Below are 13995 nucleotides of genomic sequence, written 5' to 3'. Positions count from 1 at the left end.
CTCAAACAGCTTCTCGAAGGCCGCCGTCTCTGCTTGCTCGGGCGTTTCGGCCTCAACCTGGACGACGGTGCTTTCGGTAACGTCGCGGGTGATGATGACGCTGTAGCGGGGCATGGGCGGCTCCTATTCGGCGATTCTGTAGGTGCGGCCCCGACCAGAGAGCTTTTCGCTGGTGATCGTCAGGCCCAGCTTCTTCTTCAAGGCCCCGGCAATGGCACCGCGAATCGTATGATTCGCCCAGCCAAATTCTGCAGCAATCTCGTCAATGCTGGCCCCTTCAGGCCGCTTCAGCATGGTGATCAGGGCTTCCTGCTTCGTCCCCTGGCGGGTCTTGCGCGGCGTGTTCGCGCCGTCGGCCTCCGTGGGCGCGGTTTCCGGCTGGTCGGCCATGTCCGTCGCCGGTTCTTCTTCCGGGCCTGAGTCCGCGCCCGTATCGGCAACCATGCCCAACGCGGCGTAGGCGGCGGGCGTGACGCGGAGCGTCAGCGGGGTTCCGTCCTCGTCCTTGCGCCAGACCGGGGTGCCTGGTTCGGCGAGGATTTCTTCGGCCAGTTCCTTCTTGATCAGACTGTTCAGCACCATGTTGACGGCACCGCCCTTCAAGGCGGCGGTGACAGGCAGCAGGAAACCACCTTCGCGGGCGCAGGCAGTGGACAGAATGACGGCTTGGATATCGGACAACAACATGGTGGTTCCCTCCGGGATGCGGCGCGGAACTGTCCCGCGCCTGTACCACCTGAAGCCCCGCCAGCGTGACGCCGGTCGGAGCCTGCCTCCCGCGGAGGCGGGGGCGGTGTGGAGCCTGATCGGCTACTCGGCGTGTTCGCCCTCGTGGAAAGCACTGTCGGTGATGCGCTTCAGCATCTCGACGTAATGTCCGAGGGTGCCGACATGGCCCCAGGTGATCTCGTCCGGTGACCAGTTGAAGTGGTCGGCGCTTAATTCCTGAAGCCGGGCCAGCATGGCATCGAGTTCAGCCTTCCTGGCAATAAAGGTGCCGATAGCCCTGGCGTTGTCGATGTGCTTCGTCATGGCTCCCTCCATCGCTGAACGTCATCAAGGAAGGCCCCGAGGCCTGCCCGATCGGGCGCGTCCCCGCCGCCCAGGTCGAGAACGCGGTGATCGACCAGTTGCGCTCGCTGCTGCGCACCCCGGAGATGGTGGCCCGCACCTGGAAAAGCGTTCGCACCGAGGGCGAAGCCATGACGGAACGGGAAGTCGCCACCACCCTGGGCCAGCTTGATCCTCTCTGGGACGAACTGTTCCCCGCCGAGCAGGCCCGCATCGTCCAGTTGCTGGTCGAGCGCGTCGATATCTCCACCGACGGCGTCCACATCGCGCTCCGCACCGAGGGGCTGGTCCAGCTTGCCGGAGAACTGAAACCGGCCAAGGGACGGAGGGCCGCCGCATGACCACCGTCTTCGTGCCCATGACCTTCCGCCGCATCGGCGGGCGCAAGCGGATCGTCCTGCCAGACGGCAGCCTGTACAATCCCGAGTCGCGGGTTCCAGTCGACAGCCCCATCGTCCGTTCACTCGCTCGCGCCTTCCGCTGGCGCCGCCTGCTGGAATCGGGGCGTCACGCCTCCATCAACGAACTGGCCAAGGCCGAACGCGTCGACCGTGCCTTCGCCAGCCGCGTTCTCCGCCTGACCCTGCTGGCCCCCGACATCGTCGAGGCGATTCTCGCCGGGCGGCAGCCCGAGAAGCTCACCGTGCGGGCGCTGCTGGAGCCGTTTCCAGCGGAGTGGGCGGAGCAGCGGCGGATGTTGAGCCTCGGCGAATGACCGCTTTGCGCCCATGGCGGACGTTGAGATCAGCTTCGCAGCTCCCTAAAAGCAGACATCGTCAGCGACCATGCTGGATGTCGTGTTTGCACCAGGAGCGGATGTTCGCGCCTCTGCACAGAACGGACATTCGAGAGCGGAGCGGCAAATCTCGGCGTAAAAGATAAGCGCAGGTACCCAGCCGTCTGCCGAAGCGCCTCATGAACCTCAAAGCGTCACAATCTGCGTGGCGTAGCCGCCCGCGTTGAGTATCCACTTCAACGCGGCGGCGCGACTTTTCGGTGCAGCAATCGCCAGCAGCCGCTCGGCGCGGGATGCGGCGACGTAGATCTTCCGAGCGTCTTCGACAGCCTTGGTGGCGCTCTCCGCGCCAGTCACGGTCGACCGGAAGAGGCGGAGCTTCTCCGGCTCATCCTTGAGGGTGGAGTGTTCGGCGATCACCGGGAGCAGCAGGGCTTCGGCGATGCCCTCCACGAGGAGGACACGACCGCCGAACAGCAAGGCCGCCTTCGTCACGTCGAGGTAACGGTCGATCTTCCGTCGTTCAAAGTCGTTCAAGTCGATTTGGGCGAGCGGGATACAGCGGGTTGATCGGCGAAGCGCGGCCGCGGCGGTGGTCGTCACCAACCCTTCGACGGGGTCGGTCGGATCGCCAGTGCCCTCGGCGATCCCGGTCTTGATGGCGGCCGCATCGGCGGCCGATGACCCCGCCTCGTCGGTGCTGTCGGATTTTGCCGGGAGTTCAGGAACGACCGATTTGAATACCACCAACTGCTTGCTGCTGACCCAGGCGGACAAGTTCGGCGAATGGCTGGCGACGATAACCTGCACTTGGCCTGCTGGCCCATTCTCCGGCTTGTCGGCGTCAGACTGAACAGCCTGGTCCTTCAGGAAAGCCAGGACCGCAGCCTGAAGCTGCGGGTGCAGGTGTGCTTCGGGCTCCTCCACCAGAAACAAGGTCAGGTCAGAATTGCGCACCTTCTCCAGTTCGACGGCGATAGTTGCCATGAACAAGAGATTGGCATAGCCGTGGCCGGAGTATCGCAAGTCCTCCGGGTTGATGCCGTGGTCGGCAAGCTTGAATCTGAGGTCGCGCGCGATATCGACCAGAGCTTCCTGCGAAGCAAAGCCAAGGGCTGCCGCCTGGGGTCGCACACCGGCCGTCAGGGCCGTGAGGCCTTTGCCAACGGCCTGATCCACCTTGGAGAGCACCGCATGATCGGTCTGCCGGGCTAGGTCACGGGCGAGGTCCGACGCCGAGACATCCCCTAGAAAGTGATTGAGGAGGGCCATGATCCTGGTGGGGTTCCCGGAGGCCAGCGCACGTTTGGCGTCGCGGAGAGGCGGCAAATAGACATGCCGGACCATGTCGCGGCAACCGGGCTCGGGTAGGTTGCCCGGTTTGCCCGCCCAAAGGTTCGGTCGATCGCCGAGGCCGCCGTTGTAGCGGAGGCCGAACCGGGCTTCGGACAGCGTCGCGTCCGTGCTCGCTGAGATCAACCGCCCCTGCTGGCCTACACTCAGGTCGCTGAAGACAGCTTCCAGCTCAAAGCCCGCAGACTGGCTTTGAAAGCGAACATCGGTTGGCTCGCAGTAGATCTCTCGCCGTCCCCCGAGCGGCTGGGTCAGAAGCCGGATGCCGTCAATGGCGTTGCTCTTGCCGCCGTTGTTCTCGCCGACAAACACCGTGAGGTCTTTTTGAAGTTCAACCTCGCCCGAGTCGAACGAGCGAAAATTCCGCAACGCAATTGTCTTCAGATACATGGTATCTCCTACCCCAAGGGCGTTATATGCCCCGGACGGCGACTTTGCAACCTATAAGAGATATGGCCGCTGATACGACCTGCAAGGCGCTTTTCTGGCTCCGTCGGAATGTCTGCTGAGACACCGTCTGCCCGGCCTGAAAGCCGACGTCGCCAACGTCCGCAGTGGGTCAGATTTTGTCGGAGCCTGCGCCCGACGCAATGTCCGCTTTTCGGCATTCCTGCTCTGAAACCAGACAGTCCCGTCACGGCCTAAAGCGGAAGAGGCTGTTGATACGGGGAACGGATTCCGTCGCCGGACTCCATCGGTCCTCCTCGAAAAAGGCCAAACCACACGGCGCGGCGATTTCCGGAGTATCATTGAATTCCAAGAGGTTGCTGACCTGTTGATACAGAAGGGCGTGTCAACAGGTCTGGAGAGAACGGCGCCACGGAGAGAGAAGTCGGCCGATATCCGGCAGGCTCGTGTCAGCACATAGACATACGAAACCCGCGCGGAACCATGGGATATCCAGGGCCGCGTCTTAGCGGTAGAGCCAGTTTGTCTGGTGAGATTGGCGTAGGAAAGGCGACCCACGCCCAACCCTCTCTACCGAAAATCGGATGATCCCGAATGTTGCTGCGGGCCATCTGAGATGACCGTGATGTCATGGCTGTACAAGCCGCAGTAGCGCATAAACTACCGCCACGAATGCCGCAAACACAGTCCACACCAGCAGTCGCTGTCGCCGCTGGCGACGCTGGTGTATGCGAGACGGGCGGGCTTGTAGGTAGACTATGGCTTGCCCCCCTGACACCGAGATTCATTGATGGACAGGATTTGCCGCTCTGGGATGTAGGTATGATGACGCATGGTGTTTCTGCCGTTAGGGTTCCAGGAGTGCCTGTGCCAGAAAATATGACAGCAAAGAGTCAACTGTTTTGGCCAGAGCCGCGCGACGCTCTTCCGCCGTGGCAATGGGCTTTCCATCTACTTCCAAAAAGAACTCACCATTCGCCACGAGGCCGGAAGCCAGCTCAATGACGTCCTCGCGGCTGTGTGTTCCATCCAGCCAGGACAGAATTCGTGCGCTGATTGGAGGAAGCTGCAGGGTTTCATGACGTCCGTTAACCACGATGTTCCCTTGTCCAAGCTGAATGCGGACCAAGGGAAGGGTTTTCGGGGATGTCTTTAACCAGACAGCGTAGAGCGGGGGTTCTGGGGTCAGTCGAATCAAGCCAGCGAAGGTCATCCGCATTAAAATGGCATCCAGAGCAGCCTCGATGACGACGGTTGACATGCTGCTCGCTTTGACTATTGCGCCGACCAGTTCGGCAAAGCTCAGAGGTGTCGAGATCTCCAGCATAACCTTGAGGGCAGCGATGGTGGCCGGCTCATCCGTGACAAAAGCCCGTCCTGTCCCGCTCTGACTGAAAATTTGCTTGCCATCATCAATGGCAACCTGATCGATAGCCGGCTGAATGTAAAACTGGCGAGTCAGGTTTCCATCGATGGTGCGTGACAAAGTCCGACCAGCGTGGCACAGGATGGTGGAGCGAAAACGACGGTTTGCGGCGAAATCCAGGTACTGCTCAAGTTGGATTGGGTCGGTCACTCCCTTTAGGGTTTCAACGACGGTGGGCGGAGCATTATCCAGGAACATGGCCGTCAAGTCGGCGTCCCCCACGTATCCCAAGCCGAACTGCCCCGCCATTTCGATGAATTGATGGAAGAAGAATGGTTTGTTGTCGCTTTCCAGATGATCGTGAAAGACGTACCAATCCGGATTGCTTTCCAGCACCATCAATTCATGTTCGACAGCCAGGCTGTAGGCGTTGCTGGTCGAAGCATGGGCTTCTTTGATAAAGCGCAGCAAGGCTCTGGCCTGGGCCACCTTTTCTTCCGGCGTCGGCAAGTTCCTGCAGTGGAACAACATCATTTCCCGTAGGGTCTGAACATGTCCCCAGCCAGGAAGGACATTATAGCTGACCACGGCCAGGCCATCGGCGCTTAGACGATCACGGACTTCTCGCAGAATTGCCGTACGCACATGATCGGGAACCCAAGAAAACACACCATGGCAAATGATATAATCAAATTTCCCGAGGTCATTAGGGAGTGCTTCAATGCTGCCCTCGCGCAAGGTGATATTGCTGAGGCCAAGCTCCGTTATTGTCTTTTGCCCGGCCATGATCTGGCTCTTGGCTATGTCGATGCCCACGAATTGGCTGTTGGGATATTGCAACGCCATCGGGATGATGTTGCCGCCTGACGCGCAGCCAATCTCAAGAACACGGGCCGTCTTGTAGCTGGGAACGGTTAGACCAAACAACCGACCGACAGTGTGCAGATGAGAAATGTGAGTCCGGGGGTAGGCGAAGCTACCATACGGAACGATATCGTAGAAATTGCTGCTCATCATAATTCCACAAGCTATTTGAGTGCCGAGAGACCCGCTGCGAGGCCCTTGATGGAGACGCCCACCACCAGGGTTTCCTGACTTCCTGCCGGTTGTATCCCGAAGTTAAGCGTCTTACCCGCACTCAAAGCCTTGATGTGTTCCGGTTTCAGCTGAGCAGTGGCAACGCAACCTTGTTGCGTACATTGTTGGATGAGCATGGAACCCTGAGGCATGTCGCCGACCTTGAAGGCGGCCCCGGCAGGCAGCCAAATTCCCAGAGGTAATAACGTGACGATAGTCGGCTCGTTATTTTGTCCAAGATAGCCAATAGATGCCTTGATCAAACGTCCTTTGGAATCCTTGACGTTCAAGGTCTGAGAAATAAAACATTTTTGCTTGTCGCCGGCCTTTTCACATTCGACGACCCAATCATCGAATGCCGCCCCCGGTTTGAGAGGCTGGGCGGCACTTGCACCATTCGTCGTGAAAATTGCAGCCAATAAAGCCGTGCAGGTCATTATATTTCGCATGGATCGCTCCGCTAAGGTTTAGGGCTCCCGCCACGACAATGCGGTGATATCGTCGCCAGCCTGGGCCAAACGTCACTCCAACCAGCGTTGTGGCTGGCCTTGGGGACCGTCTGAGAGCCGATGCAACGATCATCTCCAGCGCTACGGCGGTAGGATTGAAATATTGACGGCCCGACCACATTGTCCTGCTCGCCAACAAAATGCAACTGAGGTGTGTTTGTCAGCTGGCTTGCAACATCAGCGGGATTGAGGGATTGCGGCATTGGACTGACTTCGTGCAGACGGTTGAGAAGGACGTGGTCCAGATTGCCTGCAACGCTGCGCAGCGTCAGAACATCCGTCCTGTGCGCCGCCGCCAAAGTTGCGACCGCCGCGCCACCGGAAAAGCCGACGAGGTGGAATCCTCCCCCCCCCATCGATGACAAGAACTGAAAAGCCTGGTTGTATGCGGAGATTACTTCGGGAGCGAAGCGATGGGATGTCCAATATTTTCTGGACCGGCACAGCGGCTTCTCAAGGTCCAGGTATTGGCACGGTCTTGCCAGATAGACCACATTCGGTGCTGAATCGAGTGCAGCAAGGCGCAAGCCGATTGGGTCAGTGGGGGTTGGGTCCGGCGACGTGGTGTTCCGGGATATCCATGCCAAGCCGTCGCCTTCGATATAGACCACGATAGGTTCTCTGGGGCGTGAGATCCGCGCGTACCCCTTGAGGGTGAATGGCGGCGCGGGCACGGTCAGAGGCGACAAACCTCCATCTCGTGCGATGGAATCTGCTTGATGCTGACGGTCCAGCATGTGGACGCAAGACATCAGGGCCGGCAAAACCATGACGAAAAACGCAAACAGGCAACGTCTCCGGGGGCGTCGGATCATTATGACTGCTCCTCCATCACATCCACGCCGAACCACCGCCCTTTGGTCTTTTCATAATTTACAGAGGGATCATAAGGTTGGACGGGCAAGCCAAGCCCATCGACCGTCATCCCCCCAACGGCGACCAGAAGTCGATATGCAGCCGCACGTTCCTGGAATAGAGATGAACAGGCTGCCGTCTGGGCATAGAACAGCTCAAGCTGGGCGTTCAAGACATCAAGCTTGGTCCGTTGGCCTTGGGCCTCTTCAAGACGACTACCTTTCAAAGCAATCTCGGCCGATTTGATCTGAGCGGTTTTGGCGACCTTCTCCGCGCGGAAACGGAGCAAATCGTTCCATGCCGTAATGGTCTGCTCGTCGACGTCACGTCGAGATTGGGCCGCCTGTAGCGACGCATCGCCGGCCAAATGCTTTTGAGCTCGCAAGCGGGCTTCTGTGCTGCCGGAACTGTAGAGCGGCACCCTCAGCTTAAGGAGCAATGCGGAGGCAACCTGCTCGGATCCCGCAGAAGAATAACCCAGTTGACGATCATACTCCGCATCCAGGCTGACGTGCGGCATGAGTTCGGATTCTACGACATCAATGCCGTATTGAACGGACGCAGCCTTTTGCCGCGCCGATGTAATCAGGGGATTTGAAGTCCTGGCCAGCTTAATAGCTTCCTCTAAGGAGGCAGGCAGAGAACTTGGCGCGGGCACGGGTTCCAATGCCCCAGGCGGGTAGCCGACCACATTGGTGAAGTTTGCCTTGGCGGCTCCCACAGCACCTACAGCCTGCGCCCGAGCCGCTTCGGCCGATGAAAGGCGAGCTTGAACCTGGGCTATATCCGTTTGTGAAGTTTCGTGAACTGTGTTTCGGCGTTGCGCATCCTCCAACTCGGCTTGTAAGGCCGCAACATTCCGATCATTGAGACGCAAGACGCCCTCTGTCCGCATCACATCCAGATACGCACCCACAGCTTGCATCAAAACGTCCTGTTCCATCTTTTGCAACAGAGCTCGTCCAGCCATGATATTGGCATCGGCTTCCTTGATGGCGGCACCGGTTCGGCCTCCATCGTAAAGGGGTTGCGAGATCACGACGCCATATTGGGCAGTGTTTCGCATTTGATCGTATTCTCGCGAACTCGTGTCGGTAAATACGCCGCGCCCCACCTTTCCCGTTCCAGTGACTGTTGGGCGTTCTCCTGATTTTGCTTGCACCGCTCTCTCGTCTAGCGCACGCAACGTTGCGCGTTGGGCCTTCAGGGTCGGGCTCTCGCTGTAGGCGGCGGCAAGGACATGAGACAGCGTATCTCTCGTTCCGGAAGGAAAGGCAAAACACTCTTGGGCGCCGAAATCCGGGTTAGGTAAAGTTTTCACCTGCCCTCGGTTGATCTCAGGAAAGGCGGTGATTGAGCTTGGCGTATCTGCTGGAGGAAGAACGTCCTCTTCTGCTTCATCCCATGCCTGGCCCCAACTTCCGATTTCCGGCCAGGGCGTTCCGAAAATCGTCCCGGCCATGGTCCCTGACGGGATCATGCACAAGCACACGGCTGATAATCCCAATCCACAAAGGGCGGTTCTGACCGTTGAAAGGGTGAAACTCAGGCTTTCCCCCCATATGCGTCCTTGCATTTCCATCAATAGATCCCGCCTCTCCCAAGGAACCTATCGCGTGAATCCACGGTTCAAGGAATCGGTGAAGGGCTGAAAGAGCAAGGAAAAAGCCGAAGTCGGTTTGTTGACGATATACAGTTCTGCGGGCATCCCCGGAAAGAGTCCCAGTTCAGCGATCTTCTCCCGTTCATCTGTCGGAATGCTGACGCGAACCAGAAAGTATGACAACCCGGTTTTGGGGTCGGTCATGCGGTCTGCCGAAACTACTTCTACGCGTCCTTTCAAACGCGGCGTAACGGATTGCCGGTATGACGTCAGAGCAACCTCGACCGGCAAACCGACTTGAACATCATTGATGTCTTCGGGCTTGACCTTACCCTCGACTACCAAAGAATCCGTATTCGGCACAATATCCATCAATGCTTGGCCGGGGGCGACGACCCCGCCGACGGTGTGAATCTGCAAGTTAACCACCACACCAGAACGTGGTGCAGCAATGATCAAATTGTCGACGATATGTCTTGCCGCTCTAATTTTCTCTGTGATCTCGAAAATTTTGCCCTGTACCTCGTTTAACTCGCCAGCCGCTTCAGATCTTTGCTGATTCGCTAAATCTCTGATATTGAGTTCGGTCTCGGCGATAGTCAGCTTGGTCTTGGCGATTTCCTCGGTCAGGCGTCCTTCCAGACCAGCCATTTCGTCGGCTTGCCGCCGCAGTTGCAGCAGGCGCGGCTTGCGTTCGAACCCCTGGTCGAACAGGGCTTGGACTCCGCTCAATTCCTCCGCCAAGTGCCCACGTTGCTTGGTCGTGGCGTTAAGTTGCGCCTGCAATCCGATAATCACCTTATTAAATTGGGCAATCCGGCTGCGCAGGATCGAAACCTGTCCTTCCATTGACTTGCGCCGCTGGTCAAAGGCCGAGGTTTCATCTGATATCAGACGTTTGACTCGCGAATCGTGACTTTGTGCGGTTAATTCCGATGACCACTGAATGGATGCACGATTGTCGCGCTCCGCCTGCAATCGGGAAATGCGGGCAAGATAGCCCCAATATTCGACTGAAAGAGCATCCAGATTGGCTTCGGCCACGGTGCCATCCAATACCACCAAAGCCTGTCCTTCCGATACGCGCTCTCCTTCAGCGACAAGAATTTCTTGAATTGTGCCGCCATTGAGATGTTGGACGGTCTTACGGTTGCTGTTGACCACGACAACACCGGGCGCCATGGTCGCACCAGCTAAAGGCGCCAAAGCAGACCACCCCGTCAGAAACAGCGCATATCCCACCAGCACAAGAACACCGATCCGAAAATATCGTCTGGCCTGATCACCAGAGGGTTCCGGCTCTATACGCATTAGATGCAGCAATGACTGCCATATCCGCGAAACAGCGGCAATGAGGGGGAGGCCACTCATGGCGCATGAACCACGCTGACCGGACGCGCCCCCGCAGCCCTTTGATTCAGCAAGGCCAGAACTTCATTCTTGCTGCCGTAATGGTCCACTTGGCCTTCACGCAGGACCAGCATCTTGTCCACCGCATCCAGAATGCTGGCTCGGTGCGACACCATGACCACCGAGGCGCCATCTTGCTTCAGCCGTTGCAGCAGAAGACGTAATGCGACCTCGCCGTCGGAATCGAGATTGGAATTGGGCTCATCAAGGACCACGAGACTGGGATTGCCGAAAACGGCCCGCACAAGCCCAATCCTTTGGCGCTGTCCCGCCGACAGGAAGACCCCGCCATCGCCGATTTCTGTATCGTAGCCCTTGGGCAAACCCAGAATTAACTCGTGCGCACCCGCCAATTTGGCGGCGGAAACAATGGCTTCCGGATCCGCGTTGGAAAATCGTGCGATGTTCTCTTGAACTGTTCCCGCAAACAATTCGATATCCTGGGGTAGATAGCCGATATGGGGGCCAAGGTTTTCCTTGTTCCAAAGCGCCATGTCCGATCCATCCAGGCGAACAACCCCGCCATCGGGACGCCATACCCCCACCAGCAACCGCATCAAGCTCGACTTCCCGGCAGCACTGGGGCCGACAACGGCGACAACCTCTCCCGCCTCGACGCCAAACGACACGTTGCGCAAGATGACATTGGCCCCGCGGTTCATGGTGAAGCTGACCCGGTCAACCGTCAGGCGTCCCTGGGGACGAGGCAAGGGCATGGACTGGGCCGGCGTCGGATAGGTCCGGTATTCGGTGACAAGACGACGAAATGCCGCCTGAACATCGACCACCTGCTTCCATACCCCAACCAGATGCTCAACCGGAGCCAAGGCGCGCCCCAGAAGGAGGCTGGAGGCAAAAACTGCGCCGGCAGATGCCGATTGGTGGATGACCAGATATGCGGCAAGGCCAAGAATTAATGACTGCATCAATATGCGCAAAAACTTCGTCAAGGCGGCGAATGACGAGGCCGAGCGACTGGCATCGGCCTGTTCCAGCAATGCTTTGTCGCGGCTGGTGGCCCACTTGCGCATCACCGCAGGAACCATTCCCATGGCGGTCATCGCCTCGGCATTACGCAAACTGGCCTCGGTAAAGGCGTAATTCTTCAACATCGATTCGTTCGCCGCCTTTAACGGTGGGCGAGTGACGAGGTTATTGAGGTTGGCCACAAGCAACAGCAAGCCCGCACAAACCGCTGCCATGGTTCCCAAGGCTGGGTGAAGTATAAATAGGAATAGGATGTATATCGGTACCCATGGGGCATCGAAGGCGGCTTGGACACCCGCACCGGTCAGGAATTGGCGAATGGAATCCAAATCTCGCAAGGTTTGGCCCGATGCCTTGCGCCCCGGCACGCACCCCGCCTTGACTTGGGCGTCAAATGTTCTCGCACCTAAAGACACATCAATCCTGCGTCCGACCCAGACCAGCAACATCGATCGCACGTAATCCAAAAGGGCGATCACCGCCAAGGTGACGATCAGGATGACCGTCAGCAGCACCAACGTATCGACGTTGGCGCTGCTAAGAACACGATTATAAATCTGCATCATATAGATCGGCGAGATCAGATACAGAACATTAACGAAGATGCTGAAAAAGCCGACCGCAAGAATCGGTCGGCGACAGGCACGGGCTGTGTCGGTGATTTCTGGGCAACTCTCCCAGATGGCGGCAATCCAGGATTGTTTGTGTGTCATCAAGAATTCAATCTGCTGTCAAGGAAATCGGCGGAACGATTCGCATCGTTCCGCCGAAAACCGCATTCATCATGCGAAGTTAAAATCATCCGCGGTAAGGTTCGTCGCAGTAACGCCGATCAGCTTGATGGTGGTTTGCGAGTTGTCGAACTGGATGTAAGTGTCAGAGTTGACCTGTGTCAGGCTGACATGGCTCCACTCGCTGCCAGCAACATGGATGGTATCTACCGTTGTGCTGTCAGTTCCGGCATTGAAGCCGCTGATCACGTCGTTCCCTTCGTTGGTGGCGTTGGTGTAATTGAACGTGGTCTGACCCTCGCGAATGATAAGGTCATTGCCGACACCACCAGTCACCTGGTTGCCGCTGCCGTTGTTCCCAGAGCCGGTATAGATGGTGTCGTTACCAGCTCCACCGTCGATGGTGTTATCGCCGGTGCCGCCATAAATCAGGTCCCGACCGTTGCCGCCGGTCAACTGATCATCACCGGCCAAGCCCTTGAGGGTGTTGCCCGAGTTGCCGGCAATCAAATGGTCGTCCAGATTGCTGCCGGTCAGAATTCCGGTGGTGGTCGTGGACTTCAGCAGCGAACCGTCGGAGAACTGGATGAAGGTGCCATCCAGCACACCGGCATAATTGTCCAGGACCAGAACACTGTCATCGGTTCCGTTGTAGTCGATGGTGCCATCCTGATTAAGGTCGAACGCGATACGGGTATCGCCGCTGTTGACATCAACAACCGAGTCGGCCGCGGAAACCCCGCTCAAGGTGACGATTCTTGCGGTTGAATAATCGCCTCCCGTCGCGGCGTAACTGTCATCCACCGAACCGGACGCTTGATACACCCCGACCTGACCGAGGTCGATGGTGATCGGGCTGTCGTCGATGCCGACCTGAACCGAGATCACACCCAGATCAGCCCGATAATTGTCGCTGACTTCGACCAGGATCTGGTCGTCATCCGCAGCCGGGGCTGCGTAGGTGACGTTGCCGGCCCCGCCGAAGAAGGCGTTCAGGTGAGCAATGGTTCCGGTGAAGGTTACAAGGCCGGTTCCAGTGCCGGCATAGGTAACGCTTCCACTGTCTGCATCGTTGGTGTCGTAAGCGAACGTCCCACCCGAGGCAGACGTGATGGTCACCGAAACCGCTTGGTCTGTGTAGTCGTCATTAATCGTCAGCAGCGCCCCGACGTCAGTCAAAGCCTCAGTCTGGGTATCGTCGCTGATGGTCAAGATCGGCGCGTCATTGGCGTTGATGGCCACCCCGGCGGCAACCTCGATCTGGCTTGCCGATACGTCGCTGACCGAGGTGATCCCCGTCAGCTTGATAAGAGTGCCGTCTTGTGTTCCACCTGCATCATTGACGTACAGATAACCATCGGTGGCATCGGTGAAGAACACCACGTTATTCGCCAACAGGGCATTGTTGGTGATGTCGGTGATGGTCTGCGCGACGCTGGTGTTGTAGGTGAACGCCCGCTGGTCGTAGACCAGTTGATCATTATTGGTACCCGACAACAGGATTTTGTCTGAAGCCGACCAATCCGTCGAACCGTTACCGATTACGTCGAGATTTCCACCGGAATTGTCGGATTCGCCTGCCGCGAAAACAAACACATCAGCTCCGTCACCACCGACCAGGATGTCGGCCCCATCGCCGCCGACGATGGTGTCGTCGCCAGCACCGCCGTCGATGGTGTCGTTGCCAATGGTTCCGGTGATGGTCTGGTCACCAATTGAGCCCGTTACATTAATATGGCCGCCGCCGGTGGCGCTGATAGTTACATTATTGGCCAAAGCAGCAGAGAGTGTTGCCTCTCCAGCATCGTCGAAGCTAGCAGCGATTGTGCCGCCAGCACTAAGCTTTGCCAAGTCAGTCGCAAAAGAGCCAGAAGCACCCTCACTAAAGG

12 protein-coding genes are annotated in these 13995 nt (G+C 58.0%); 2 read left to right on the top strand and 10 right to left on the bottom strand.

All coding sequences use genetic code 11. From position 1 onward, the window contains the following. Positions 1 to 123: 123 nt before the first annotated feature. Together MTBSS4_RS14360 and MTBSS4_RS14355 are read right to left on the bottom strand one after the other, a co-directional pair. Positions 124 to 687: a DUF3489 domain-containing protein gene (locus tag MTBSS4_RS14360; protein ID WP_173984092.1), complete on the bottom strand. Its 564-nt coding sequence runs from the start codon at positions 685 to 687 to the stop codon at positions 124 to 126. A 123-nt stretch (positions 688 to 810) separates the two neighbouring features. Then, the gene (locus MTBSS4_RS14355; RefSeq protein WP_173984091.1) at positions 811 to 1032 is read right to left on the bottom strand and encodes a hypothetical protein; all 222 of its coding nucleotides are present in this window, start codon (positions 1030 to 1032) and stop codon (positions 811 to 813) included. 86 nt (positions 1033 to 1118) lie between these two features. Here MTBSS4_RS14355 and MTBSS4_RS14350 point away from each other — a divergent pair, with 86 nt between their 5' ends. Both MTBSS4_RS14350 and MTBSS4_RS14345 read left to right on the top strand, forming a co-directional pair. After that, complete coding sequence (locus tag MTBSS4_RS14350) at positions 1119 to 1412, top strand: hypothetical protein (RefSeq protein ID WP_173984090.1); 294 nt, start codon at positions 1119 to 1121, stop codon at positions 1410 to 1412. Next, a complete protein-coding gene (locus MTBSS4_RS14345; protein ID WP_173984089.1) occupies positions 1409 to 1786 on the top strand; it encodes a hypothetical protein in 378 nt (125 codons plus the stop codon). The genes MTBSS4_RS14350 and MTBSS4_RS14345 overlap by 4 nt, the downstream gene beginning before the upstream one ends. Positions 1787 to 1993: 207 nt before the next feature. Here MTBSS4_RS14345 and MTBSS4_RS14340 read toward each other — a convergent pair whose 3' ends face one another. From MTBSS4_RS14340 to MTBSS4_RS14305, 8 genes are all read right to left on the bottom strand, one after another. Continuing rightward, positions 1994 to 3550: an ATP-dependent endonuclease gene (locus MTBSS4_RS14340; RefSeq protein ID WP_217425549.1), complete on the bottom strand. Its 1557-nt coding sequence runs from the start codon at positions 3548 to 3550 to the stop codon at positions 1994 to 1996. Between the two features lie 865 nt (positions 3551 to 4415). Beyond that, on the bottom strand, positions 4416 to 5948 hold the full coding sequence (locus tag MTBSS4_RS14335) for a methyltransferase regulatory domain-containing protein (protein ID WP_173984088.1): 1533 nt from the start codon (positions 5946 to 5948) through the stop codon (positions 4416 to 4418). Positions 5949 to 5962: 14 nt separating this feature from the next. Continuing rightward, the gene (locus MTBSS4_RS14330) at positions 5963 to 6448 is read right to left on the bottom strand and encodes an invasion associated locus B family protein (protein WP_173984087.1); all 486 of its coding nucleotides are present in this window, start codon (positions 6446 to 6448) and stop codon (positions 5963 to 5965) included. A 23-nt stretch (positions 6449 to 6471) separates the two neighbouring features. Next, positions 6472 to 7335, bottom strand: a complete 864-nt coding sequence (locus MTBSS4_RS14325; protein WP_254432566.1) for an alpha/beta hydrolase — start codon at positions 7333 to 7335, stop codon at positions 6472 to 6474. Next, complete coding sequence (locus tag MTBSS4_RS14320) at positions 7335 to 8837, bottom strand: TolC family outer membrane protein (protein WP_173984086.1); 1503 nt, start codon at positions 8835 to 8837, stop codon at positions 7335 to 7337. Before MTBSS4_RS14320 ends, MTBSS4_RS14325 begins: the two co-directional genes overlap by 1 nt. A gap of 147 nt (positions 8838 to 8984) precedes the next feature. Then, entirely contained in the window at positions 8985 to 10349 is a 1365-nt protein-coding gene (locus tag MTBSS4_RS14315) for an HlyD family type I secretion periplasmic adaptor subunit (protein WP_173984085.1), read from the bottom strand. Further along, positions 10346 to 12088: a type I secretion system permease/ATPase gene (locus MTBSS4_RS14310; protein WP_173984084.1), complete on the bottom strand. Its 1743-nt coding sequence runs from the start codon at positions 12086 to 12088 to the stop codon at positions 10346 to 10348. The genes MTBSS4_RS14315 and MTBSS4_RS14310 overlap by 4 nt, the downstream gene beginning before the upstream one ends. 69 nt (positions 12089 to 12157) lie before the next feature. Further along, positions 12158 to 13995, bottom strand: a 1838-nt coding sequence (locus tag MTBSS4_RS14305; protein ID WP_368667785.1) for a beta strand repeat-containing protein, incomplete at its 5' end; no start/stop codon positions are given.

This window comes from Magnetospirillum sp. SS-4, assembly GCF_902729425.1.
In the GTDB taxonomy this organism is placed as follows: domain Bacteria; phylum Pseudomonadota; class Alphaproteobacteria; order Rhodospirillales; family Magnetospirillaceae; genus Phaeospirillum.
This window is presented reverse-complemented; position numbering and strand designations above follow the sequence as displayed.

What these genes read in the sequence shown, in the direction of transcription:
- MTBSS4_RS14360 (WP_173984092.1), bottom strand. Translation starts at nt 687, where the DNA reads ATGTTGTTGTCCGATATCCAAGCCGTCATTCTGTCCACTGCCTGCGCC.
- MTBSS4_RS14355 (WP_173984091.1), bottom strand. Translation starts at nt 1,032, where the DNA reads ATGACGAAGCACATCGACAACGCCAGGGCTATCGGCACCTTTATTGCC.
- MTBSS4_RS14345 (WP_173984089.1), top strand. Translation starts at nt 1,409, where the DNA reads ATGACCACCGTCTTCGTGCCCATGACCTTCCGCCGCATCGGCGGGCGC.
- MTBSS4_RS14340 (WP_217425549.1), bottom strand. Translation starts at nt 3,550, where the DNA reads ATGTATCTGAAGACAATTGCGTTGCGGAATTTTCGCTCGTTCGACTCG.
- MTBSS4_RS14335 (WP_173984088.1), bottom strand. Translation starts at nt 5,948, where the DNA reads ATGAGCAGCAATTTCTACGATATCGTTCCGTATGGTAGCTTCGCCTAC.
- MTBSS4_RS14330 (WP_173984087.1), bottom strand. Translation starts at nt 6,448, where the DNA reads ATGACCTGCACGGCTTTATTGGCTGCAATTTTCACGACGAATGGTGCA.
- MTBSS4_RS14325 (WP_254432566.1), bottom strand. Translation starts at nt 7,335, where the DNA reads ATGATCCGACGCCCCCGGAGACGTTGCCTGTTTGCGTTTTTCGTCATG.
- MTBSS4_RS14320 (WP_173984086.1), bottom strand. Translation starts at nt 8,837, where the DNA reads ATGGCCGGGACGATTTTCGGAACGCCCTGGCCGGAAATCGGAAGTTGG.
- MTBSS4_RS14315 (WP_173984085.1), bottom strand. Translation starts at nt 10,349, where the DNA reads ATGAGTGGCCTCCCCCTCATTGCCGCTGTTTCGCGGATATGGCAGTCA.
- MTBSS4_RS14310 (WP_173984084.1), bottom strand. Translation starts at nt 12,088, where the DNA reads ATGACACACAAACAATCCTGGATTGCCGCCATCTGGGAGAGTTGCCCA.